Annotated in this window: 19 protein-coding genes, 1 tRNA gene and 1 other RNA gene; 9 read left to right on the forward strand and 12 right to left on the reverse strand. The window is 34.1% G+C overall.

Features of this window, described 5'->3' with window-relative positions:
• Positions 1-8 precede the first annotated feature (8 nt).
• Positions 9-1,100, forward strand: a complete 1,092-nt coding sequence (locus CRV04_RS04195) for a protein-glutamate methylesterase/protein-glutamine glutaminase (protein WP_128995560.1) — start codon at positions 9-11, stop codon at positions 1,098-1,100.
• Here the strand turns inward: CRV04_RS04195 and CRV04_RS04200 are convergent, their stop codons facing one another.
• The 5 genes from CRV04_RS04200 to prmC form a co-directional block, all read right to left on the reverse strand.
• A complete protein-coding gene (locus CRV04_RS04200) occupies positions 1,101-2,162 on the reverse strand; it encodes a tyrosine-type recombinase/integrase (protein WP_128995561.1) in 1,062 nt (353 codons plus the stop codon).
• Positions 2,163-2,256: 94 nt separating this feature from the next.
• Positions 2,257-2,532 (reverse strand): hypothetical protein, encoded by a 276-nt coding sequence (locus tag CRV04_RS04205; protein WP_128995562.1) that lies wholly within the window; start codon positions 2,530-2,532, stop codon positions 2,257-2,259.
• Positions 2,533-2,541: 9 nt separating this feature from the next.
• A complete protein-coding gene (locus tag CRV04_RS04210; protein WP_128995563.1) occupies positions 2,542-3,003 on the reverse strand; it encodes a hypothetical protein in 462 nt (153 codons plus the stop codon).
• A 55-nt stretch (positions 3,004-3,058) separates the two neighbouring features.
• Positions 3,059-5,020 carry a M3 family metallopeptidase gene (locus tag CRV04_RS04215; RefSeq protein WP_128995564.1) on the reverse strand — a complete coding sequence of 654 codons (1,962 nt, stop codon included), beginning with the start codon at positions 5,018-5,020 and terminating at the stop codon, positions 3,059-3,061.
• Positions 5,021-5,083: 63 nt separating this feature from the next.
• On the reverse strand, positions 5,084-5,911 hold the full coding sequence (gene prmC / locus CRV04_RS04220; RefSeq protein ID WP_128995565.1) for a peptide chain release factor N(5)-glutamine methyltransferase: 828 nt from the start codon (positions 5,909-5,911) through the stop codon (positions 5,084-5,086).
• A 116-nt stretch (positions 5,912-6,027) separates the two neighbouring features.
• Here prmC and CRV04_RS04225 point away from each other — a divergent pair, with 116 nt between their 5' ends.
• The 3 genes from CRV04_RS04225 to CRV04_RS04235 all read left to right on the forward strand — a co-directional run bounded on the left by CRV04_RS04225 (position 6,028) and on the right by CRV04_RS04235 (position 10,517).
• Entirely contained in the window at positions 6,028-6,321 is a 294-nt protein-coding gene (locus tag CRV04_RS04225) for a hypothetical protein (protein ID WP_128995566.1), read from the forward strand.
• Between the two features lie 130 nt (positions 6,322-6,451).
• On the forward strand, positions 6,452-8,221 hold the full coding sequence (locus CRV04_RS04230) for an ABC transporter ATP-binding protein (RefSeq protein WP_128995567.1): 1,770 nt from the start codon (positions 6,452-6,454) through the stop codon (positions 8,219-8,221).
• A 49-nt stretch (positions 8,222-8,270) separates the two neighbouring features.
• A complete protein-coding gene (locus CRV04_RS04235) occupies positions 8,271-10,517 on the forward strand; it encodes a bifunctional diguanylate cyclase/phosphodiesterase (protein ID WP_128995568.1) in 2,247 nt (748 codons plus the stop codon).
• Positions 10,518-10,519: 2 nt separating this feature from the next.
• On the opposite strand, the gene CRV04_RS04240 is transcribed toward CRV04_RS04235, so the two are convergent.
• The 3 genes from CRV04_RS04240 to lolA all read right to left on the reverse strand — a co-directional run bounded on the left by CRV04_RS04240 (position 10,520) and on the right by lolA (position 11,542).
• A tRNA-Ser gene (locus tag CRV04_RS04240) sits at positions 10,520-10,607 on the reverse strand.
• 65 nt (positions 10,608-10,672) lie between these two features.
• Positions 10,673-10,990: RNase P RNA component class A (gene rnpB, locus CRV04_RS04245), an RNA gene on the reverse strand.
• A gap of 24 nt (positions 10,991-11,014) precedes the next feature.
• The gene (gene lolA, locus CRV04_RS04250) at positions 11,015-11,542 is read right to left on the reverse strand and encodes a LolA-like outer membrane lipoprotein chaperone (protein WP_128995569.1); all 528 of its coding nucleotides are present in this window, start codon (positions 11,540-11,542) and stop codon (positions 11,015-11,017) included.
• Positions 11,543-11,598: 56 nt separating this feature from the next.
• On the opposite strand from lolA, the gene secA reads away from it, so the two are divergent.
• Complete coding sequence (gene secA, locus CRV04_RS04255) at positions 11,599-14,211, forward strand: preprotein translocase subunit SecA (RefSeq protein WP_128995570.1); 2,613 nt, start codon at positions 11,599-11,601, stop codon at positions 14,209-14,211.
• A 1-nt stretch (position 14,212) separates the two neighbouring features.
• Positions 14,213-15,418: an ABC transporter permease gene (locus CRV04_RS04260; RefSeq protein WP_128995571.1), complete on the forward strand. Its 1,206-nt coding sequence runs from the start codon at positions 14,213-14,215 to the stop codon at positions 15,416-15,418.
• A gap of 25 nt (positions 15,419-15,443) precedes the next feature.
• Here CRV04_RS04260 and CRV04_RS04265 read toward each other — a convergent pair whose 3' ends face one another.
• The 4 genes from CRV04_RS04265 to CRV04_RS04280 all read right to left on the reverse strand — a co-directional run bounded on the left by CRV04_RS04265 (position 15,444) and on the right by CRV04_RS04280 (position 19,610).
• Positions 15,444-15,944 (reverse strand): flavodoxin, encoded by a 501-nt coding sequence (locus CRV04_RS04265; protein WP_128995572.1) that lies wholly within the window; start codon positions 15,942-15,944, stop codon positions 15,444-15,446.
• Positions 15,945-15,952: 8 nt separating this feature from the next.
• Entirely contained in the window at positions 15,953-16,717 is a 765-nt protein-coding gene (locus tag CRV04_RS04270; RefSeq protein ID WP_128995573.1) for a hypothetical protein, read from the reverse strand.
• Positions 16,714-16,920 carry a hypothetical protein gene (locus CRV04_RS04275; RefSeq protein ID WP_128995574.1) on the reverse strand — a complete coding sequence of 69 codons (207 nt, stop codon included), beginning with the start codon at positions 16,918-16,920 and terminating at the stop codon, positions 16,714-16,716. Before CRV04_RS04275 ends, CRV04_RS04270 begins: the two co-directional genes overlap by 4 nt.
• An 86-nt stretch (positions 16,921-17,006) precedes the next feature.
• Complete coding sequence (locus CRV04_RS04280) at positions 17,007-19,610, reverse strand: YhdP family protein (RefSeq protein WP_128995575.1); 2,604 nt, start codon at positions 19,608-19,610, stop codon at positions 17,007-17,009.
• Here CRV04_RS04280 and mltG point away from each other — a divergent pair.
• The 3 genes from mltG (at position 19,531) to mdh (ending at position 24,073) form a co-directional block, all read left to right on the forward strand.
• Positions 19,531-20,667, forward strand: a complete 1,137-nt coding sequence (gene mltG / locus CRV04_RS04285) for an endolytic transglycosylase MltG (protein ID WP_128995576.1) — start codon at positions 19,531-19,533, stop codon at positions 20,665-20,667. The two genes, CRV04_RS04280 and mltG, sit on opposite strands and share 80 nt — an antisense overlap.
• Before the next feature lie 159 nt (positions 20,668-20,826).
• The gene (locus CRV04_RS04290; protein ID WP_128995577.1) at positions 20,827-23,019 is read left to right on the forward strand and encodes an NADP-dependent isocitrate dehydrogenase; all 2,193 of its coding nucleotides are present in this window, start codon (positions 20,827-20,829) and stop codon (positions 23,017-23,019) included.
• Between the two features lie 103 nt (positions 23,020-23,122).
• Positions 23,123-24,073, forward strand: coding sequence for a malate dehydrogenase (gene mdh / locus CRV04_RS04295; protein ID WP_128995578.1), 951 nt, complete (start codon positions 23,123-23,125; stop codon positions 24,071-24,073).
• Positions 24,074-24,078 lie beyond the last annotated feature (5 nt).

Here is a 24,078-nt window from a genome sequence, read left to right on the forward strand (position 1 = left end):
CTTGATGGATGTATACCGTAATTGTCATTGATGATTCTGCTTCTATGAGAAGAATTTTAAAAGATATGATAAACAGTATTGATGAATTTGAAGTCATCGAAGAGGCTGTGGATGCATTTGATGCTCGGGAAAAAATTAAAAAGTATGAACCTGACTTAGTAACCATTGATATAAACATGCCCAAAATGGATGGCGTGGTTTTTCTACGTAACCTTATGAGACTTCATGCAATGCCTGCTGTGGTTATTTCAGGTGAAAGTGTTCGTGGGAATGATATTTTTGATGATGGTGCGGTGGGATTTATTCCAAAACCTGAAACCGGTGAATCCATGATCTCATTTGGTAAACGTATTAAAGAGACACTTCTTAACTTAACATTTTTATTGAAACGTTATACACTGAAAAAACCAAAACCTCAAGTTGAAATTAAAAGAAAAAGTGCAGGTAATGAAGATAAGTATGGCGTTGAAAAACGTATTCACCCCGATGAAGTCTTGGTAAAACGTCCTTGTACTTTTCCTGGAAGAAAAATCATTGCAATTGGTTCATCAACGGGTGGAGTTGAAGCATTAATCAAAGTATTTTCAAAGTTAAGAGCCAATCTTCCCCCTATCGTGATCACACAACATATTCCGTATGGTTTTTCTAACTCATTTGCACAAAGGTTAAACAACACTTCTGAAATAGAGGTGTGTGAGGCAAAAGATGGAATGATATTACAAAGTTCACATGCCTATTTAGCACCTGGAAATATGCATATGAGTGTTATTCGATCGGGACAAAATTATAAGATACAACTGCTTGATACGGTACGAGTGAGTCGTCATAAACCAAGTGTGGATATTCTTTTTAGAAGTGTAAATAATGAAATAGGAGGAGGTGCCATGGCCGTTATGATGACGGGTATGGGAGATGATGGTTCCATTGGTATGAAAGAGTTGTATGATAATGGTGCTTATACCATTGCACAAGATGAAGCCAGTTGCGTTGTGTTTGGAATGCCTGCAAAAGCTATAGAAGCGGGTGCAGTGAAAGATGTTGTTTCCTTGGATGAAATTGCAGATTATATCATCGAGTTTTCACAAGGAAAACGTCGATAACTACTTAAAATCATCCATCACGGATGTGGCCGCTTTGAGTCTCTCTTTATCAAAGTGTGTATAAATTCTTGAAGTGTTTAAATCAGCATGTCCTAAAGCTTCTTGCACTAAAATCAAATCATGATTTTTTTGATAAAGCCTTGTTGCAAATGTGTGTCTTAGCATATGTGCACCATTTTTCTCTTTACGTATACCTGCTTGAAGTAGGATTTTATCCATGATGTAAGATACATATGGTTGAGAGAGGCGTTTTCCTGTACGAGAGCAGAAAAGTAGGGGAGTCGATGGTTTATACTCCAACCACTCATTTAAATCTTTTTGTATGTAGTGACTCTTTATCATTGCAATGCGTTGTTTATTCCCTTTTCCACTGATTCTAAAAATATGAAAACCATCTTCTTGTACAATATCTTTGATTTGAATATCTAAAGCCTCACTTACACGCATCCCTGTATAAAGGATGGTTTTAATAAGCAGTCGATTTTTTGCTTGGGCATAATCTTTAAATGATGTTGTTTCAATCGCTTGTAAAAAACGTTCAATCTCTTCATCATGCATATATGTAGGAAGTTTTTGTCCTTTAGAACCACCCAAACCAGCAAAGTTTTTAAGCTCAATCCTATATACATGCGATTTTCCATCATCATCTTCATTTTGTTTATCGATGTACTTAAACAGCGATAATAGAGCCATTCTGTAGTTTTTTTTAGTGGCATCGGATAAACCAGAGGTATACGTGGCTAAAAAATCGATTAGAGTTTCCTCATCAATCTCTTTCATTGAAGCAAACCCTAAAGATACCAACTGTTCATAGAGTTTTTCTAAAGGATTGATGTAGGTGTTGATTCCAATAAGTCCACACTGTCTGGCTTCTTTGCAAAGTGATTTGAGTTCATCAATATTTTGAACACCTTTATTTAAACGCTGAATAATAGTATTGAATTCAGTTTTGTCTTGAACATTACGATTCGAAAGTGTGGTCAGTTTCAATTTAACAAAACGTTCCATCCAAAACAGAAGTGTTTTATTAAAGTTGTTATGAAAGTCCAATGGATAACGCATGGAGCAATACCTTATATACTAATGTAGTGAACAGTATATCATATCCTAATTTATGAAAACATTAATTTTCACAGTTTTTAATATATTGCTCTTCTCACCAAAGGCTACCAGTCTCAAACTCACAACTGCTGCTGTCCATCTCCAAATAGATGTCCTCATTGTAATCCATATAAATGGAATACTCTCCAATACTAATGGAATTTTCAATCTCGCGTTTATTTAAATAAACATCTTGAGTATCACAACACAGATCACTTAAGTAATACTCCACCATTGAAGGAGCCATGGAAGCCATGACATCTTCTAAAGCATGGAAGTTATCCACGTTAAATGTTGAAAAAAGAAGTGCTTTATTGATTTGAGTAATCATAGAGGGTAATTACTTATTCCCAAACCCATTTAAAAGCGAAGCCATACGATTTAAGTCCAGTTTACCCTCTTCTTCTGGTTGTTTCGAGGTTGATGAAGCAGTTGTAAATTCATCTTCAATTGATTTTTTATTTTCAGTCGTAACAACAGCAGCAATATCTACTTCAGGTTCTTTTACTCGTGTGTTGTTTATGTTTGATTCATTGCTGTTGCTTGATGAGCTGTTTCCCAAAAGTGACTCAATTTTCCCCAACATTGAGTTGATATTAGTATTTTGCTCTTGACTGTTACTTTGTAGGTTATTAATATCGTCTTCTAAATTCTCTTTCTCTTTTAGAAGACTGTTTTTCTCTAAAGTTAATTTTTCAATTTGATTATTTAATACTGTGTTTTCATCTTGGAGTTTTTCATATGCTTTAATCAGTTTCGCCAATGCATCATTTAATTTCGCTATTGTTTCACTGTTATTCATCGATATTCCTTATATAAAAATGTTTTGTATTTTAAGAACAGTATTATGACAAAAATTAACTGATAATATCATCAATTTTTAACAATGCATCCACACTTGGTTCTTTATGTGCAAATTCATAGAAAAGTTCATTCATATCTTTTGAACCACCCATTTGTAAAATAAATTTCTTATAACGAAGTGCGAGCTCTTTATTGAAAACATTCGTATTTAAGAACTCATAGTAAGCATCTGCGCTTAAAACTTCCGCCCATTTATAGCTGTAGTACCCTGCACTGTATCCCCCTGAGAAGATGTGAGAGAAACCATGTTGGAATTTGTTGTATGCTGGTGGTTTAAGAGCTGCTATCTCGTCTCGAATTGAATCAAGCAAGGCTTGAACTTCATCACCTTTGTATAACTTTTGATAGAGTTTAAAGTCAAACAGTGCGAACTCAACTTGTCGAATCAAGGCAAGTGAAGATTGGAAGTTACGAGCTTTGATGATTCTTTCAATTGCTTCATCGCTTAATACCTCTTTGGTTTCATAATGTTTAGCAAAGAGCTTTAAAACATCTTTGTCGTATGAAAAATACTCTAAGAACTGTGATGGAAACTCCACTGTATCCCATGCCACACCCGAAATACCACTGACAAAAGGCTCTTCAACTTTACTTAACAGGTGGTGCAACGCATGACCCATTTCATGGAAAAGGGTTACCACATCATCGTGTCTAAGCAGTGAAGGTGTTCCCTCTTTTGAAGGTGGGAAGTTGCAAACAATATAGGCAGTAGGCAACTGTTTTTGATTATGTTGGTTAACATAATGAGTGTGCCAATTGTTCATCCATGCTCCACCTCTTTTATCTTTACGACTCTCTAAGTCAATATAAATTCGAGCACTTAATGTGTTGTCATCATAAATATCATAGACTTTAACTTTTTCATCCCAAGCTTTGGCATTGGTCTGTTTAAACTTAATATCAAAGACTTTGTTTAAGAAATCAAAGAATCCATTGAGCACTGAATCTTGCTCAAAATAAGGACGATAATACTCTTGGTCAATATCATATTTTGCTTTTTTAAGCTTCTCACTGTAGTAAGAAACATCATAACTTTGAAGTTGAGTAATGCCATCATCTTTGGCCAATTGTGCCACTTCATCCAGTTCAATAAAAGCTTTTTCTTTAGCTTTATGTGCTAATTCATATAAAAAGTTAATAACCTCTTCTTCACTGTTTGCCATTTTAGTTGCAAGTGAATATTGAGCATAGTTTTTAAACCCAAGTATTTGAGAACGCTCCAATTTTAGTTCCAATATTTCATCAATTATTTTTTGGTTTTCTGGAGCTCTTGTTGTATAAGCTTTATATATATTTTCTCTTAAACTTCGGTTGCTTCCATAGGTAATATAGGCCAAATATGAAGGCATTTGAAGGGTGAATTTATACTTTGTTTTCCTCTCTTCTTCAAACATTGCTAACTCTAAATCGCTTTTAGGAATCTCTTTAACATCTTCAAAATCTTCTACAATCATCTCAAACTCATTGGTTGCATCTAAAAGATTTTGTGAGAACTTATTGCTCAGTGTTGAGAGCCTTAAGTTGATCTCTTTGAGTCTGTTTTTTTCATTTTCTTCTAAGCCACATCCACCTAATTTGAAGTCACGAATCTCATTTTCCAATACTTTTATTTGTATATCATTTAAAGAACTTTTATAGTTAGAATGTATATCTTTTATAGACCTATAAATATTTTCATTTTGCGAGAGCTCAGTTTCATAAATTGAGATCAATGGAATGATCTCTTCTTGCACTTTTTGTGTCAATTTAGAATTTTTAACTGAATCGATATGAAACAAAGGAGTGAGAAACTCATTGAGCTTTTCAGCTAACTCTTGGTACGGTTTTAAAAAGTTATCGTAGGTTTTATTTTTTATGGACAAAAGAGCATCAATCGCTTCCCTACTCTCATTTAGTTTTTTCTCTAATAACTCTTTGCTTTGTTCTAGTTTATCAATATTAAAATCTTGAAACATTTGTTGTTCTCCTTTTGTTTTTTACTCTTATATTATAGGATAGTACAAAAATTATTTTTTGTACTATTTGGTTTTAAATTCAATACAAAAACCTCTATCAAATTGAGCATAGTCTTTGTAAAACTCAATGCTTTTTGTATCAAATTTTTTTAAATACTCTTTAAGAGGCTTCTCTTGGTCATAACCCATTTCACAACATAAATATCTAATATTATGTTTTGAAGTATAATTAATAATATCTTTAAGAAGTTCATCTCCAACCTCGCCCCCAAACAATGCATTGCTTGGTTCGTAGCTGACATTTTTTGGCAGCACATAATCATTTGCAATATAGGGAGGATTGGATATACACATATCAAACTCCCCTATTACATTCTCAAAAAGATCACTTTTTATAAAACTGATTCTGTTTTGAACGTTATGTTTGTTCGCATTTTTTTGAGCTAATTGCAATGCTTTTTCATTGATGTCTACGGCAATTATTTCAATCTCTTCAACAAGCAATGCCAACATTACACTGATGATACCACTGCCGGTTCCAATCTCTAAAACTCTTTTTTTACCTTGTATGTTTTTTAACATATCAATAGATTTTTCAACGAGTATTTCTGTTTCAGGTCGTGGTATGAGTACGCCTTCTTGTGTTAAAAAAGTCTCTCCATAAAATGAGGCTTTGCCTATAAGATACTCTAAAGGGTAATCTTGTGCCCTTTTTTGTACCAGCTTCTCTAAGGCTTTTTCTTCTGTGAATTCATTGTGATAGTTTAAATGAAGCCAAATAGTGTTCTTATCTAAAAGATACTGAATAAGTATCTCTACTTCTTTGTTGGGAATATGCGTGATATTTTGTAAAAGTTTCGCATATTTGTTTATACTCTCTTTTATTGTCATAAAATAGTTTTCCTTTAATTAAAGAGCTTATTATAGTATATTTTAGTTGTGGTTGAACTTTGATTTTTTTCTAAGAAGCTTTATAATACAATCCTTCTTAAATAAAGGATAAATAGATGAAAACGCTATATTTAGGCTTAATGACTGCTTTTTTATTTTCAGGATGTTTCAGTAGCAGTGATCAAAACAGTGAAGGAACATGGACCTCTTTTATCTACCCAGATAAGCAAAATCTTAAAAGAAGCATGGAGTATGGTCAATTTGATACGCTAGAAGAGTGTACAAAAGCTTCTGTTAAAAAAATCAGTGAATTGGGCTTGGCTCAAAGAGGATTTATGGAGTGTGGTTTGAACTGTTCATTTCATGAAGGAATGAAAACTTTAGTGTGTGAAAGAGTTGTTAAAAAATAGAGTTACTTTTGTATAAATATTTTTTATAAAATGTCCTAGTTTATGGAATTTTGACCCTTTAACAATAATTTAAAGTGTAGTATTTAAAAATGCCTTTAAATATAATACAATTTTATGGAATCTCATATTTATGATACAAGAAAAAATCACTTTTAGAACGATTTTAAAACTGATACTACAACAAAAAAAGCTTTTTGTTTGGGGCCAAGTTGCAACATTGATTGCCATTGTTATCAGTATCCCTATTCCCTTAATGCTTCCGGTGCTTGTGGATGAAGTTTTGCTGGACAAACCTGCCGTGTTTGTAAATACCATAGATTTTGTGTTTGGACAAGGCAATGCCTTTTATTATATCGCCATTGTGGCCTTAACTGTTATATTCTTGCGTTTTTTACATTTTGCTTTCAGTGTGGTTATCACCAAGATTTTTACGGCTATTTCTAAGTATGTTACGTTTGAGGTGCGAAAAAAGTTAATCAGCCACCTTAAACAGGTCAGTATGAATGAGTATGAGAGTGTCGGAAACGGTGCCATTACCTCGAATTTAGTGACCGATGTAAATACTTTGGATAACTTTATTATCACAGGTGCGAGTAAGTTTGTAGCTTCGGTACTTTCATTGATTGCTATTTCTTTTGTCATGATACTCATACACCCTACTTTAGGTTTGATGATTTTAATCATTCAACCAATTATTATGGTGATTTCAAAAAAAATATCCGCTTCTGTTGTGGACTTAAAAAAACAAGAGAATCATGCTATTGAGGACTTCCAAGATAATTTATCAGAGTCGTTGGAGTTGTTTGGACAAATCAAAGCAAGCAACAAAGAGGATTACTTTTTTAATGATTCCATTGTAAAAGCTAAAACTGTACAACTCACATCTAATGCGTATAACTATAAGAGTGTAGCATATGAACGTTTCTCTTTTACGGTGTTTTTAGCTGCATTTGAGCTCTTAAGAGCTTCAGGGCTTATTATGGTAGCTTACAGTGATTTAAGTATTGGTATGATGTTTGCCATGTTTGGGTATATTTGGTTTATTATGACTCCTGTACAAGATATTCTTTCCATGCAGTATGCCTATGCTACAGCCAAAGCTGCGGTTGAAAGACTCAATAAAGTTTTGGCTTTAAAACTTGAAAAGAGTGGTCACAAGGCCCTTTTTAAAGAGGATATTGCCATAGAAGTTAAAAATTTGAGTTTTGCATATGAAGAAGGCAAAGAGGTTCTTTCTCATGTTCATTTAACAATTCCTGCTAAAGAAAAAGTGGCACTCATTGGTGCAAGTGGAAGTGGGAAAACCACACTTGCACAGCTTATTGCTGGTTTTTATGAAAAGAGTTCGGGGGATATTTTATACAATGGTTTAAGTATTGATGAACTCAATAAACAGACATTGAGAGAATCAATTTTTTTGGTCTTACAAATGCCGATACTTTTTAACAGTACTTTGCGATTTAATATCACCATGGGTAATGATGACATACAAGATGAGGCGATTTTAGAAGCATTAAGAGTGGCACAACTTTATGATCAGCTTGAAAAAATGCCCAATGGTTTGGACACTATTGTCGGAAAACATGGTATTCGACTCTCTGGAGGACAACGACAACGTCTCTCAATCGCTCGTATGATCATTGCAAACCCCAAAGTGATTATTTTAGATGAATCAACGTCTGCATTGGATGTTTACACAGAAAACAGACTGTTTGACTCTTTAAATGCATTTTTTGAAGATAAAACGGTGATAACCATTGCACATCGTTTAAGCACGGTAAAAAATGCCCATACCGTATTTGTATTGCACGATGGGCAAATTGTTCAAAGCGGTACGCATGATGATTTAGAGCGTGAAGAAGGCCATTATGCTCAGTTTGTTAAAAATCAATTGATGTAACTTTTATCTTAATGTGATAGAATAATTCAAATTATTATTAAGGAAGAGTGTGTCTTTTTTTCGTAAAAAATTGTGGTCTATTTACTATATTCTTCTTATTGCAGCTACATTAGCACTTATTCTTTTTTCAACTCTATTTTGGAATCAAATACAAAAACAGTTTATACACGAACAAGAGAGTTTGACCAAAATCACTGCAAATTCCATCGAGTCTATTTTTTTGCAATATGAGACACTTTTAGATGTCTTGGGTTTTCAATTAAGTGCGAACAACACCTACAATTCTGTGCATCAAACACAAAAAATATTTGATCATATTTTAGATAAGAAGAGTGCCGTTTTGGGTTTTGCTTTAGCAAGACCCAATGGAGTCATTTACGCTAAAAGTTCTAATTTAACGCATAATTTAGTGAATAATCTTTTAGAAAAAGAGGAGACACGAAGTACATTTTTAAAAGCAGTGGCTTCTGAAAACATGGTCATTGGCCGAACCTATTTTCACTCTACGTTTAAAAATATCATTGTGCCTATTCGAAAAGCCATTAGAAGCAACGAAAATGAAGTGGTCTCTGTCATTATGTCTGGCATTGACTTGAATCGAGGTTTTGATTTTTTAAAAACACAACTCGATGAGTATGAAAAAGATATTGTTTTGCTTCGAGAATATGACTCTTTTGTTCAGTTTGAACCACACAACCATAATATTTCAACCTATTTAAAAAAAGTGGATAAATCTTTTTTAATTACACAATTAAAAGAGTTTGATTATGACAAAATAAAAGAGAGTGAAAAAATTTATTCTTTTAAATATAAAACACTCTTTGGTGATGAAACAGCACTCTTTAGTGTAAAATATATTAAAAAATATGAGTTATGGGCTGTTGTGATGGCACCCTATTCTCTTTTATATGAACAATTCTTTCAAATTGAAATAATTGCTTTACTGATATTTCTAATCACATCCGTGCTGATTTATCAACTCTTTAAAAAGATCTATTTGCATGAAGAAAAAAAGAAAGAGCAACTTTATCATCAAGCCAATTTTGATGAGTTGACCTCTCTTTATAACCGCACGTACCTCTCCCGTTTTGAAAAGAGTCTTACGATAAAGGGTTCCAAACCATTCAGCCTTCTGTTTATTGATATTGATAATTTTAAAAATATCAATGATAATTACGGTCATGATTATGGTGATAAAGTTTTAATTGAAGCCAGCAAACGTTTAATATCTATTGCCAGTTCACAAGATATACTCGTACGACACAGTGGAGATGAATTTTTATTTATTACATATATTACGGATCACGAAGAGTTGCGTTATTTGGCACGAAAAATTATCGAATTGCTTTCTCAACCTTATTTTATAGAGCAGTATAATTTTATGTTGGGTGCGAGTATTGGAATTGCACAGTTTCCACAAGATGGAAGCAGTTTTGATGAAATTAAACGTTATGCCGATTTTGCAATGTATGAAGCAAAAAGTCATAAAAATCACTACTGTATTTTTGAAAATAAAATTAAAAACAATTACATAAAACAGTTTGAAATCGAGCAAGAGATGAAGCTGGGACTTATGAAAAAAGAGTTTTATATGCATTACCAACCTCAGGTTGATTCAAATGGGAATATTTTAGGCGTAGAAGCGTTGGTTCGATGGCATAATAAAAACTTAGGCGTGATTCCTCCCAATGAGTTTATTCAAATAGCTGAATCGATTGGTTTGATGAAAAATTTAGGAGAATTTATTTTAAAAACCACGCTTATGGAAATCAGTGAGTTGCAACGTTTGAGCAATAAACGTTTTAAAGTTTCGATTAATGTCTCCGTAAAACAGTTTATGCAAAAAGAGTTTTATGAAACCGTGTTGAACATGATTAAGAAGTTCAATATACCAAGCGAGTTGATTACATTAGAAATAACTGAAAATATGTTTATTGAAGATATCCGTTATATTGCTCGATTACTACGTAAGTTTAAGAAACATGATATTGCTATATCGTTGGATGATTTTGGTACAGGGTACTCCTCTTTAAATATTTTAAAGAAATTGCCGATTGATGAGCTAAAAATCGATAAATCATTTGTGGATGATATTTTACGCAGCAAAGAGGATTTGCATATGGTTGAAGGGATTGTCTCTATTGCTCAAAAACTCAATTTGGATATTGTGGCTGAAGGGATTGAAAACCGTCAACAGTTAGAGTGTTTAGAACAGATGGGTTGTCGTGTATATCAAGGCTATTTGTTTGCTAAACCGATGAGTAAAAGTGATTTGTTGCATTTTCTAGAAAAATAATATGGCAGACAGGAAGGGATTCGAACCCTCGATGGCGTTAACCATACCCGCGTTCCAGGCGAGCTCTTTCAACCACTCAGACACCTGTCTACTTAAAAGATGAGAATTATAACCAACTAAAGTTCAACAAAGGCTTAGTTTGAGATAAAATGATAAGAAAAGGCACAGCTGTAAGCCGAGTTTTGTATTAGACAATAATTTATCTCGTTGTTTAATTGCTTAAACACTCTTGCGAAGAGAGGGATTGTGAAGTTCCCACCACCTCTTCTTGCTGCTGGTTGGGTTTACAAAGCACTTAAGATTGCTCAAAAGTCTGGTGGTCTCTTACACCACCGTTTCACCCTTACCCAAAATGGGCGGTCTACTCTCTGTTGCACTGTCCCTTAGGTTGCCCTAGCCATTCGTTAAATGGAACCATACTTCACTGCAGCTCGGACTTTCCTCTTGTAAAAAGCTATTGTCTGCTGTACCTGAAAAGGATTGTATCCAAAAAAGGTTTACTTTCTTATAATATCATAGGATGTAGGAGGATAAAATTCAAATAAATCATTGGGTAAAATCAAATTCTCTTTAATATTTGAAAATGCAATACTGACTTGGTTTTCCAGTTCATCTTGGTAGTTTATGGACTCTATTTGATTCTGTTTTACATGAATATCGTATTGAATTTCATACAAAGTGGTTCGATAAAGTGTGGGTGAGATCTCTTTGGCATTTTTGATGATATCTAAAATATCCACTTCTTGATGAAGTTTTGTATAGATGGCTTGTTCCAGTTCTGGCTCATCGACGATGGCATAACTGTTATTAATATAGACATTTTTAATGATGGGTTTTTTATATTGCCATAGAATTCTTGCATTGCCTTTGATAAAAACTTCTCCTTTATAAACAATCGTTTTATCACTGCTGTTTTGAATGGTTTGTATGAAATTGGCTTGAAATGTTTTGATATTATCAAAGATATTGGCTTGCGCACCAACAACAAGCAAAAAAGCGACTTGTAATAGCATTTTATAAACCATATTTTAACCTTAGTTTTTATATAATCTTGCCATTATAACAGAAAGGATTTTATTTTATGTTGAATATTTTCTCAAAGATTTTTGGTACGACAAATGACAGAGAAGTCAAACGATATGCTAAACGAGCTGAAGCAATCAATGCTTTAGAAGAGCAGTTCAAAGTGATGGACGACGAAGCGTTAAAAAACTATTTTAACGAGTTGAAAACGCAAGTTCAAGCCAATGAAAAAACCTTGGATGATGTTTTGAATGAATCGTTTGCAATTACAAGAGAAGCGAGTCGACGTACTTTAAATATGAGACACTATGATGTTCAACTTATTGGTGGTATGGTTCTAAATGATGGACGCATTGCAGAGATGAAAACAGGTGAAGGTAAAACTTTGGTTGCAACACTGCCTGTAATTTTAAATGCAATGGTGGGTCGAGGTGTACATGTTGTTACAGTTAATGACTACCTTGCAAGCAGGGATGCAAAAGAGTTAGAACCCCTTTATAACTTTCTGGGCTTCAATGTGGGTGCTATTGTTGCAGAATTGGGTGATGAACAATCACGAAAAGAGCAATATCTCGCCGATATTACTTATGGTACTAACAATGAGTTTGGATTTGATTATCTTCGTGATAATATGAAGTATGATTTGCAAGAGAAGGTTCAACGAGACCACTACTTTGTCATTGTGGATGAAGTGGATTCTATTTTAATTGATGAAGCACGAACGCCTTTGATTATCTCTGGACCTGCAAACAGAAAAGGTGTGGATTATGCAAAAGCCAACTCAATCGCTCTACAACTGGAAAAAGGTGAATTAATTGAACCTAAGAAACCAGATGAAAAACCTATTACAACAGGTGATTTTACAGTCGATGAGAAAAATAAAGCAGTATTGATGACAGAAGCAGGGATTGAAAAAGCTGAACAACTCTTTGGCGTAGATAATCTCTACTCTTTAGAAAATGCCATGCTTTCTCACCATTTAGATCAAGCTTTAAAAGCACACCATGTGTTTGAAAAAGATGTGGATTATGTTGTAAGAGACAATGAGGTTATCATCGTTGATGAGTTTACAGGACGATTAAGTGAAGGTCGACGATACTCTGATGGTCTGCACCAAGCACTTGAAGCCAAAGAGAATGTGAGTATCCAAGAGGAGTCTCAAACATTAGCAGATATTACTTACCAAAATTACTTTAGAATGTACGACAAACTTGCTGGTATGACAGGTACAGCTCAAACGGAAGCAACAGAGTTTGCAGAGATTTATAACTTGGATGTTGTCTCTATTCCAACCAATGTCCCAGTTCAAAGAATTGATCGAAACGACCTTATTTATAAAAGTGAACGAGAGAAGTTTGATGCCGTGTGTGCGAAAATTCAAGAATATCACAAAAAGGGACAGCCTGTTTTAGTGGGTACTGCTTCAATTGAAAAATCAGAGCACTTGAATAAGCTTCTCAAAAATGCAAAAGTTCCTCACACGGTGTTAAATGCAAAACAACACGAAAAAGAGGGAAAAATCATTGCAGATGCAGGACAAAAAGGTGCTGTAACGATTGCAACAAATATGGCAGGACGTGGGGTTGATATTAAATTGACTCAAGAGACACTTGACTTGGGTGGTTTGGCTATCATTGGTACTGAGCGACACGAGTCAAGACGTATTGATAACCAGCTTCGAGGACGTTCTGGACGTCAAGGAGATGTGGGTGAATCTCAATTTTATCTCAGTTTAGAAGACAATCTTTTACGAATTTTTGGAAGCGATAAAATTAAAGGGATTATGGAGAGACTGGGAATTGAAGAGGGAGAACATATCGAATCTTCAATGGTCACACGTGCAGTTGAAAATGCACAGAAAAAAGTAGAATCAATGCACTTTGAGAGCAGAAAACACCTGTTAGAGTATGATGATGTTGCCAATAAACAACGAAAAGTAATTTATGCATTCAGAAATGACTTATTAAATCCAGAGTTTGATATTGCTTCTAAAATTGATGAAAACAGACTTGAATATGTGGCAAATCTCTTAGCATCATGCGAAATTTTTGATGGTATGCCAAGTGAAGACTTTGATTATGACAAAATCATTGTCAGACTTAAAGAGGAGTTAAACTTAGTTGCAACTAAAGAGGATTTACAAGCAGACGATTATGTGGCATTAGAAGAAAAACTTATCTCTATTTTAAAATCAATGTATGATGATAAAATGAGTCTGGCAGCACCTGATCAACGAAGTGAAATAGAGAGAATTCTCTATTTGCAAATTCTTGATAATGCTTGGAGAGAACACTTATACTCTATGGATACACTCAAAACAGGTATTGGTCTTCGAGGATATAACCAAAAAGATCCATTGGTTGAGTATAAAAAAGAGTCATATAACATGTTTGTTGAATTGACTTCATCCATTAAAAATGAGATTATTAAAGTTCTTTTTACCGTACAACTTCGAAGCAAAGATGATGAGCAACGAGACAAAGAGATGTTAGAGAAAATGATTTCTGATATGGAACATGACCAAGAGCAACTTCAAACAAACTTGAGTGATAATCCAAAACTGGAAAAAAAGATTGCACGAAATGAGCCATGCCCTTGTGGTAGTGGTAAAAAATACAAACAGTGTTGCGGGAAAAGTGGTCCTAAACGAGGATTGGTCGCAGGAAATTAACTTGAATAAACAGTTGGTTAATTTCATTGTCAAAAAGTATCTTCGTTTTGACAAAAAGAATCCTTTTATCTCTATAAGTGCCCTGCTCGCCTTTATTGGTGTGGCAGTGGGTGTCATGGTTTTAATTATAACCATGGCTATTATGAACGGAACTCAAAAAGAGTTTGAAAATAAACTCTTTATTATGAACTACCCTCTTTCAATCTATCCAAAACTTCAAGGTGCAGTCAATCAAGAGTTGCTTGATGAATTGGAAGCAACATTTCCTAACTTACAATTCTCACCCTATGTCTCTTCTCAAGTGATTGTACAAAATGCCGATGAAATGAGTGGTGGTGTTATTTTTGGTGTCAATCAAGAAAAAGAGGCAAAAATCAATGCTATTTATGCAAAAGCAGTTGAAAATTTGAGTTTAGAGAAGTATGATTTGATTGTGGGACAAGGCATTCAAAACAAACTTTTTGCCAGTGATGGTTCTAAAGTCACACTTTATTTTACTTCTCTTAATCCCAGTGGTTTTTCAATGATGCCAAAAATGAAACGTTTTTCAATGCAAGGTGCTTTCTCTTCGGGGCTTAACGCGTATGATAAAGCCTATATGTATACCTCTATTGAGGCACTTCAAACTGTTCTAAAGCGTTCAAAAAATGAGTTTGATGGTATTCATATTTTCTCAAAAGAACCTTTTAAAGATATCAAAAAATTAGAAGAAACAATTGGGAACTACCGTGTGGGTATTGTCGGTTGGTGGCAACAAAATGGAAACTTCTTTGCTGCCATGGAGATGGAGAAAAAAGCACTTTTTGTTGTATTGATGTTGATTATTCTTGTAGCTTCACTGAATATCATCTCTTCATTACTTATGACCGTCATGAGCCGAAGAAAAGAGATTGCACTTCTTTTATCAATGGGAGCTTCTTCAAAAGAGGTGAAACAAATTTTTTTAAAAATTGGTATTACCATTGGTTTTAGTGGAATCATCGTTGGAATTGGATTGGGATTTTTCGGGATATTTTTATTGGATAATTTTGATATTATTTCATTGCCAGCAGATGTATATGGTACGAGTAAATTGCCTTTAGAGCTTGCAACACTTGATTTTGTCTCTATTGTCATTGGTGCAGTGGTGATTGTCTTTGCTGCTTCCTTTTATCCTGCATATAAAGCAACGCACATTGATGTGATTGAAGTTTTAAGAAACGAATAGTTTCAAACTTCAATCGCATAAAATATTATAAAATATCTTCTTTTATTTCATCACACCAGACATTGATACGCTCATCTGTAAGTTCACTTTCATTATCTTCATCTAAAGCTAACCCTACAAAAAAGCCCTCTTCTTTTTGTGCTTTTGATTCTTCATGGCTGTAGTCACTGTTTGGCCATTGACCAATCACTTTTGCACCTTTTTGTGTGATTTGTTCATACAAAGTTCCCATGGCATCAACATAATTATCTGCATAGGATTCTTGATCTCCTAAACCAAAAAGTGCAACTGTTTTTCCTGAGAAGTCAAGATTGCAAAAATCATCCCAAGCATCATCCCAATCATCTTGTAAATCACCATCTCCCCATGTGGAAGAACCAATAATTACTTTGTCATACTCACCAATTTTTGATACATCATTGCTTGCAATATCAAAAACAGCGTCTATACCTAAATTTTTCGCAATACTTTTTGCTACGATTTCAGTATTTCCTGTGCTACTTGCATAAAAAACAGCTGTTGCCATTTTGCCTCCTATCTTAAAATTGAACGCAGTGAATAAGGAATGATTTTAATACCATACTCACTGCAAAGTTTATTATTTTCAAATTCAGGTATTTTTACTTGAAGATGTTTATTAAAATGGTTATCTTTAGGATACACTAAATAGATATTTTTATAGTGTGTCTCTTTGATACATTGTACTGCCTTAGAGATGTGCTCATCAATGATACATTCTTTTTTGTCTTCAAAAAAATTCCAATATGGAAAGATTTTAATATCATCCACTTGTGAGGAGATGATATTGATACAATCCGATTCTTTTTCAATGCATCGTGTTTTTTGGTCTCGTAAGAGTTTCTTGACAATAAATTGCTCAAATGAGCTTTGTGCACTTACTTTGAGTGTGAGATTTGTTCCACCAATCATATTAAACAGTTTTAGCGCTAATGAGCAGTTTTTTTGTTGTAAAAATGCTCGAGTTGTTGTGTTGTGTTTCATGTTGAATAGTTTTTGTATGTCATTATCAAAAAAAGAAGTGATTTTTTTGATTTTAGGAGAACCATTTAAATGAAATGGAACAAAACTCACATCTAACAAACTCATGATTTTTTGGACAAAAACATCGCATAAAGGCAGGTGTTCACAACGCTTTATCTCTTGTTTGTTAAATCTGAGCTCTTTACAGACTTGGTGATTGAAAAACTCCAAAAAGAGCCTTCTTTGTGCATTGATTTTTTGAAACTGATCAAACTGTGGCAGATACTCTTTTGATTTAGAAAAACCCATTTCACTCATCTTCTACTCCTTTTTAATACTCGTATATTAAATCCCGTTGTGATTTTATAAGGTACGAACAGATTATCTAAGGTATGAGTGATTTGTAACAGCTCATCAATGTCTGCATCAATATGATTTCTTTGAGACATAAAAGTATTAATAGAAGCATTAAATTTATATGTACGTAAAAAGTCAAACCGTTGTAAGTGCTCTTGACTCATCTCTCCCCCTTTATGATAATAGTTATCATAATTATAAAGAGAGTTAGCTTAAAGTATTATTAATGATAATCGTTATTAAAAATAAATTACTCTTTTTGAGAATCATTAAAGTAGTTTATACCTTTTGAAGGAAGATCAAAAAGACGTTTTACCATGTCTAAAGGTACATTGGCGGCTTCTTTTGAGAGATTGGTGTTGATTTTAGGGTCATCCAAACTTCCACTGATTTGTACCGATGTTGCTACACGGTTGTCATCACCTAAGAACAGGTAATTCAGTACAGGGATATACCCCACAATTTTTGTATAATCTTTCATGAAAATAATATCAATATCTGCATCAACAATGCGCTTATTTAAGTCCATAGAACCCTGCCCTATAAAGTCTGCCATATTGCCTTGCGTGTTTAGATTTTCAAAGGTAAATTGTTGCTTCTGAATATTGTAATTAAAATCAAATCCTCCTTTAACTACTCTGTATCCATTGAGATTAAAGCCTGAGTTGGTTGCCATTCCTACGACCGATGGAAGTGCCAACAGTGGATTAATAAGACCCGGAGCAGTATTCACAAAAATGATTAAGTTATTTAGCAATGCCAAGTTTTTGATTTTTGTATCATCAAGTGAAACATGTCCTAAAAGCTTGGTTGTGCTTCCCTTGGCTTGCAAATCAATGCTGCCTTCACTTAGAAGCTCTTTTTTATCCAATAAAGCGTTGATGAACTCATCACTGGCCTTTTTTATATCGATTCGAACATCGTCAGCATTTTTTTCATTGTATAAAAGTGTTGTTTTATTGTGTTGCAAATCAAGTTTTGTTTGTTGTTTATTTAATGTAAGTGTGTAGTTGGAACCTAAAAGTTTTTGAGTAGGCGTGAGGTAGATATTTGAGTTATGTCCTTTTATAACGGTCAGCAACTTTTCATTAAGCGTTTTTTCTTCATTGCTTGTGTTTTTGTTTTTTTCTTCATTGAGCAAATCCAAACCATTGAGTTGCAAGTCAAGTCGGTTTTTATTTAAAAGCAGTTTAAACTCATTTTGTGGGGAGTGAAGTGTTAAAACACCTTGTTTTACACCTCCTTCAAGTGTCATTTTAGTGAGTTTATTTTGATTGTGCACAGCAATAGGAAAATCAAGCTCTTGAAGTTTTGCATTGATAGTGATCTCATCTTTTTGCTTTAAAAGCAGATAAAGTTCTCCTTGTTTTATCTTAAGATCTTGCAGGAGTGTTGAGTATGCGTAGAGTTTTTCTAAAGAGTTCAGTGCTACTTTGACACCCTCTTTTTGAACAGCGATGATGGTATCGAAGTTATCTAAGCTTATTAGCGTGTCTTCATGAAAGTCAACGTCTACCTTGGTCGTACTGTTTTGAAGTTTGATTAAATCCATATCGTTGTGTTGTATGTGTAAATCATGCAGATCAAAGACCCCTTTTGCTTTTGATGCAGTGGTATCAATCTCTAAGTTTAAAATACCTTTGGTTAAGTCATCCACTTCTACCTTTGAATCTTTAATAGTCACTTTTGAGTTGTCTAAATAGACATCGGCTTCATGTGCAAAAAACTCAAAGTTTTGTAGTCTAAAATGGCTATTGCTGGCTTTAAAGTGCCCTTTGGTTAAAATAGTATCCACATCATTAAAATAGATTTGTAAAGCAAAATCAGAATCCGTACTGCCATCTGTTTGTATTAAAGGCAGTTTGACTTGATACGCTTGTAATAATTCTAAAATCTCTTCGTTGAGGCGACTTTTAGTTTTGATGTTGACAACAATATTTGAACCCTCTTTTGAAATACCATGTATGACAACGTTACTGCCATCAATGGGTGTGTTTTTAAAAATGGGGTTTTCTAAAAAGAATGAGAGATTATCATTTTTAAAGGTCACGTTGACTTGTGAACTTTGTACGGGATCTAAATCGTGTTTGAATGTTATGTTCGCATTTTGTATCGTTGCTTCACCATCTAAACTCTCAATCACGGGTAAAAAACTCTCTCGGTTGATTTTCCCTTTTAAATACGTAACGTTTAAATTCCCCGTGATATTATCATACAGCCACTCTTCAATGGTGTGTTGAAGACGTACAAAGTTTTTGACAAAATGCAGGTTTTTAAAAGGTTTGAGGCTAGAGAGGTCAAAATAGATATAATTAGCATCTGAACGTGCATCAATAACCGTATCTAAGCCTTCTAAATAGGCATTGCCTTTAAAGATAAAATTATCGGTTTTAAGATTAACATCAAATTCTCCTTCAAGCATCATGTCGTAATCTTTTAAATACATGGAATAGAGTTTTAAGATAATATTTTTACCTTCAACAAAAGGTTGTGCCGCAATGTTGATGAATTTGGTGTCCACATAGAAAATATCGTTATCTAAAGTGATGGTAAACTCATTGTTATCCACAATAAGCCGTTCTATATCGACTTTTTGAAAAAGACGCAGTGCCGTTGGTAAATACCCAATGTGACGTTTTAGATCATTTCTAGAACTGGTTGTTTGTGATTGTTTAGGAAGTCGTATTTTTTCAATCTGTACAATAAGCTTTTTATCTAGTTTTATATACAATTTTGAAACATTAATCCCAGCAAAGGAAAATCGATCAATATTGATGCCTACAGATAAAATAAAAAAAGCTGCAATTCCCAAAATAAATATAGATATAGATAAAAATTTGATTGTTTTTAACATTATTGAATTTTTCCTAGTGCTTGTAATAATTGTTTTGTTTTATGTGAGTATACCTTTGCACTCTACGAAGGTAATATATATTCCCAAGGGCTCAACGAGTGGCATTATATCATATTTAAATAAAAGTGGGTATGAATTAAATGTGCTGGATAAAACCATTATTCGATTTTTAGGTTATCCGCAACAAGGCTGGATAGATCTGAAATCACACAAAATGGCCAAAGGGGATTTTTTATACAAACTACTAACTTCTAAAGCAGCACTTCAAACGGTGACACTTATTCCTGGAGAGACCTCTTATTTTTTTATTAAAGATGTGGCAAAAACTTTTGGACTTTCAGAAAAATTATTGCGTGAAGCGTACAATAAATATGCATTTAAAAATGATGGAAATATTTTAGCTGAGAGTTATCATTTGCCTATTGGTATGAGTGAAGAGAATCTTATTTATTATTTAATCAACTATACGAATAATCAATATGAACGAATCAGCCAAAAAATATTTGGAGAGTATAATAAAGAGCAATGGTTTTATTACATTGCCATCGCCTCAGTGATACAAAAAGAGGCAGCCAATGTTGAAGAGATGCCTTATGTCTCTAGTGTTGTGCATAATCGTTTAAAAAGAGGAATGCCTCTTCAAATGGATGGTACTCTTAATTATGGACGATTTTCTCATGACAGAATTACCGCAAGACGATTGAAAGAGGATAAGAGTTCGTACAACACTTATATGAATAAAGGGGTACCAAAACATCCTGTCAGTGCAGTCTCTTTGGATGCTATTAAAGCAGCAATTTTCCCTGCAAAGAGTGATTACCTCTATTTTGTTCGAGATAAAACAACTGGTAAACATACTTTCAGTGCAACGTATAAACAGCATGTAAACAGTGTGAACAAAAATATCACTTATATGAGAACCACACCAAAAGTAAAAATTGAACCTAAACAAGAGGAAATCAAACAGCCTAAAACTCAAGAGACCTCTATTTTTGAGCAAGTCAAAAAAGAACAAGCGCCTTCAACGATTAAGAATTTATGGAAGAGTGTAAATTAGTTTATACACATTCTTGACATCACTTGTGCAAAAATGAAACAAAAAAAATAAAGAGTTTTCTAAACCTTTGAAACTAATTTATCCTTGATTTGTTTAATGATATTATACATCCACATTTAAAATTATGGTTTTAAAAATTGTAATCAAAGAGGAAAGAACATGTCGAAAATCATTTACACAAAAGTTGATGAAGCACCTGCTTTAGCTACTTACTCGTTTCTACCAATCATTAAAGCTTTCACAAAAAGCTCTGGTATTGAAATGGTATCAAAAGATATCTCATTAGCTGGAAGAATTTTAGCAAACTTCCCTGAGAACTTAAAAGAGGACCAAAAAATTGGTGATGCTTTAGCAGAACTTGGAGAGATGACACAAGATCCAGCTTGTAATATTATTAAGTTACCAAACGTTTCAGCTTCAATTCCACAATTAAAAGCTGCAATTGCTGAATTACAATCAAAAGGTTACAATGTACCTAACTATGATGAATCAGATGAGATCACGGCAAGATATGCAAAAATCTTAGGATCTGCAGTTAACCCAGTACTAAGAGAAGGAAACTCAGACAGACGAGCTCCAAGTGCAGTTAAAAACTATGCTAAAAACAACCCACACAGAATGGGAGAATGGACAAAAGATTCTAAAACTGCTGTTGCACATATGGATCACGGTGATTTCTATGGTTCAGAACTTTCTAAAACATTTGATGCTGCTGATGATTTAAAAATCACTTATATTGCCAAAGATGGTGCAGAGAAAGTATTAAAAGCTTCTTTACCTGTTTTAGAGGGTGAAATTATTGATGCGACTGTTATGAGTGCAAAAGCACTGCAAGAGTTTTATGCACAAGCAATTGCTGAAGCAAAAGAGAAAGACGTTCTTTTATCTTTACACCTTAAAGCTACAATGATGAAAGTTTCTGATCCAATTATGTTTGGATTTGCAGTTAAAGTATACTTCAAAGATTTAATTGCTAAACACGGAGCATTATTTGATGAAATGGGTGTTAACTTTAACAATGGCTTAGGTGATTTATACTCTAAATTAGACACTTTACCAGCAGACAAAAAAGCTGAAATTGAAGCGGATATTGCTGCTGTGTATAAAAAGCAACCAAGACTTGCAATGGTAAACTCTGCAAAAGGAATTACTAACTTACACGTACCATCAGATGTTATTATTGATGCATCTATGCCAGCTATGCTTAAAGGTGGTGGTAAAATGTGGAATGCAGACGATAAAGAAGAAGATACTATCGCTATGATTCCTGACAGATGTTATGCGCAATCATTCAAAGCTGTAATTGAAGATTGTAAAGCAAATGGTAAATTAGACGTAACAACAATTGGTACGGTTCCAAATGTTGGTTTAATGGCACAAAAAGCTGAAGAGTATGGTTCACATGACAAAACTTTCCAAGCAGCAGGTGAAGGTAAAATTGTAGTTACTGATAAATCTGGAAGCACAGTATTCTCATTTGATGTAGAAGAAGGTGATATTTTCAGAATGTGTCAAGCTAAAGATGCTCCAATTCAAGATTGGATTAAATTGGCAGTTACACGAGCAAGATTATCAAATACTCCAGCAATTTTCTGGTTAGATGAAAACAGAGCTCACGATGCCCAAATGATTAAAAAAGTAAATAAATACTTACCAGACCACGATACAACGGGATTAGACATCTCTATTATGGCTCCATTAGAAGCAACGAAAGTTTCTTTAAAAAGAATGAGAGAAGGTAAAGATACTATTTCTGTTACTGGAAATGTTTTAAGAGATTACAATACTGACCTATTCCCAATCTTAGAGCTTGGAACTTCAGCTAAAATGCTTTCAATCGTTCCATTAATGAAAGGTGGAGGATTATTTGAAACAGGTGCGGGTGGTTCAGCGCCTAAACACGTTCAACAATTTGTTGAAGAAGATTACTTAAGATGGGATTCTTTAGGTGAATTCATGGCTTTAGCTGCTTCTTTTGAACACTTGGCAAATACTCAAGACAATAAAAAAGCAAAAATCTTAGCAGATACTTTAGATAAAGCAACAGGAACTTTCCTTTTAAATGATAAATCACCATCGAGAAAATTAGGAGGAATTGACAATCGAGGTTCACACTTCTATTTAGCAATGTATTGGGCACAAGAGTTAGCTGCTCAAACAGAAGATGCAGATTTAGCGGCTGAATTTGCTCCAATTGCAAAAGCAATGACTGAAAACGAAGATAAAATCGTTGCAGAACTTGTTGCAGGACATGGAAAAGCAGCTGATATTGGTGGATACTACTTACCAGATGATGCAAAAGCATCTGAGGCAATGAGACCATCTGCAACATTAAACTCTATCATTGGATAATCAATCATCCATATTTCTTAAAAGGTAAGGCGATTTGCCTTACCTTTTTTTATATCTAAAAAACATTGTAGTATAATACGCAAAACATGAAAAAAGGAAAAAGATGAGCACTAAAAAAGTTGCAATCATCGGTGCAGGAAACGTAGGTTCTACCTTGGCATATACTTTGGCTTCAAAAGGAATATGCTCCTCTATTGTATTAAAAGATATTAAAGAGAATTTAGTTAAAGCGATGTCTTTAGACATTTCACAAGCAGCAAATGCTGCAAAATCTTCAACCGTTGTAACTACTGCAAGCACAGGAGCTTGCTTACGAGGTTGTGATGTAATTGTTATTACTGCTGGGCTTCCAAGAATGCCAGGAATGAGTCGTAATGACCTGCTTTTAACTAATGCAAAGATTATGAGAGAGGTGATTGAAGAGATTAAAATCAATGCTCCTCAATCCATTGTCATTGTGGTTTCAAACCCTTTAGATGCGATGGTATATACAGCACTTAAAGTATCAGGTTTCCCAAGAAATCAAATTGTTGGAATGGCTGGGATTTTAGACAGTGCAAGAATGTCTCACTTTATTTTAGAAAAACTGGGATATGGTGCAGGACAAATTGAATCATCAGTGATGGGTGGTCATGGCGATGATATGGTCCCTCTTCCAAACTTTTCAACCGTTGCAGGAATGGCACTGACTGAAGTAATGACACAAGATGATATTGATGAAATTGTTGAAAAAACCAAAAATGGTGGAGCACAAATTGTGAAATATCTTGAGAAAGGTTCTGCCTATTATGCTCCTGCTCATGCGACTTCATTGATGGTGGAAGCCATTTTAAATGATAAAAAAGAGGTCTATCCTTGTGCTGCACTGCTTGAAGGTGAGTATGGATATGAAGATATTGTTAGTGGCGTTCCTGTGATGTTAGGAAAAAATGGGGTTGAGAAAGTGATTGAGCTTAAACTCACCAGTGAACAAAGAACACTTTTTGCAAAGTCAGTTGGATCTGTACAAGAGCTTGTTGATGCATTGTATGAAAATAAATTTTTTGAAAGTTGATGAAT

Origin of the sequence: Candidatus Marinarcus aquaticus (assembly GCF_004116335.1) — a bacterium.
GTDB lineage: Bacteria > Campylobacterota > Campylobacteria > Campylobacterales > Arcobacteraceae > Marinarcus > Marinarcus aquaticus.

Excerpts from the sequence above, each read along its gene's own strand:
- CRV04_RS04195 (WP_128995560.1), top strand. The coding sequence starts at position 9 with ATGTATACCGTAATTGTCATTGATGATTCTGCTTCTATGAGAAGAATT.
- CRV04_RS04200 (WP_128995561.1), bottom strand. The coding sequence starts at position 2,162 with ATGCGTTATCCATTGGACTTTCATAACAACTTTAATAAAACACTTCTG.
- CRV04_RS04205 (WP_128995562.1), bottom strand. The coding sequence starts at position 2,532 with ATGATTACTCAAATCAATAAAGCACTTCTTTTTTCAACATTTAACGTG.
- CRV04_RS04210 (WP_128995563.1), bottom strand. The coding sequence starts at position 3,003 with ATGAATAACAGTGAAACAATAGCGAAATTAAATGATGCATTGGCGAAA.
- CRV04_RS04215 (WP_128995564.1), bottom strand. The coding sequence starts at position 5,020 with ATGTTTCAAGATTTTAATATTGATAAACTAGAACAAAGCAAAGAGTTA.
- prmC (WP_128995565.1), bottom strand. The coding sequence starts at position 5,911 with ATGACAATAAAAGAGAGTATAAACAAATATGCGAAACTTTTACAAAAT.
- CRV04_RS04225 (WP_128995566.1), top strand. The coding sequence starts at position 6,028 with ATGAAAACGCTATATTTAGGCTTAATGACTGCTTTTTTATTTTCAGGA.
- CRV04_RS04230 (WP_128995567.1), top strand. The coding sequence starts at position 6,452 with ATGATACAAGAAAAAATCACTTTTAGAACGATTTTAAAACTGATACTA.
- lolA (WP_128995569.1), bottom strand. The coding sequence starts at position 11,542 with ATGGTTTATAAAATGCTATTACAAGTCGCTTTTTTGCTTGTTGTTGGT.
- secA (WP_128995570.1), top strand. The coding sequence starts at position 11,599 with ATGTTGAATATTTTCTCAAAGATTTTTGGTACGACAAATGACAGAGAA.
- CRV04_RS04265 (WP_128995572.1), bottom strand. The coding sequence starts at position 15,944 with ATGGCAACAGCTGTTTTTTATGCAAGTAGCACAGGAAATACTGAAATC.
- CRV04_RS04270 (WP_128995573.1), bottom strand. The coding sequence starts at position 16,717 with ATGAGTGAAATGGGTTTTTCTAAATCAAAAGAGTATCTGCCACAGTTT.
- CRV04_RS04275 (WP_128995574.1), bottom strand. The coding sequence starts at position 16,920 with ATGAGTCAAGAGCACTTACAACGGTTTGACTTTTTACGTACATATAAA.
- mltG (WP_128995576.1), top strand. The coding sequence starts at position 19,531 with ATGCCTACAGATAAAATAAAAAAAGCTGCAATTCCCAAAATAAATATA.
- CRV04_RS04280 (WP_128995575.1), bottom strand. The coding sequence starts at position 19,610 with ATGTTAAAAACAATCAAATTTTTATCTATATCTATATTTATTTTGGGA.
- CRV04_RS04290 (WP_128995577.1), top strand. The coding sequence starts at position 20,827 with ATGTCGAAAATCATTTACACAAAAGTTGATGAAGCACCTGCTTTAGCT.
- mdh (WP_128995578.1), top strand. The coding sequence starts at position 23,123 with ATGAGCACTAAAAAAGTTGCAATCATCGGTGCAGGAAACGTAGGTTCT.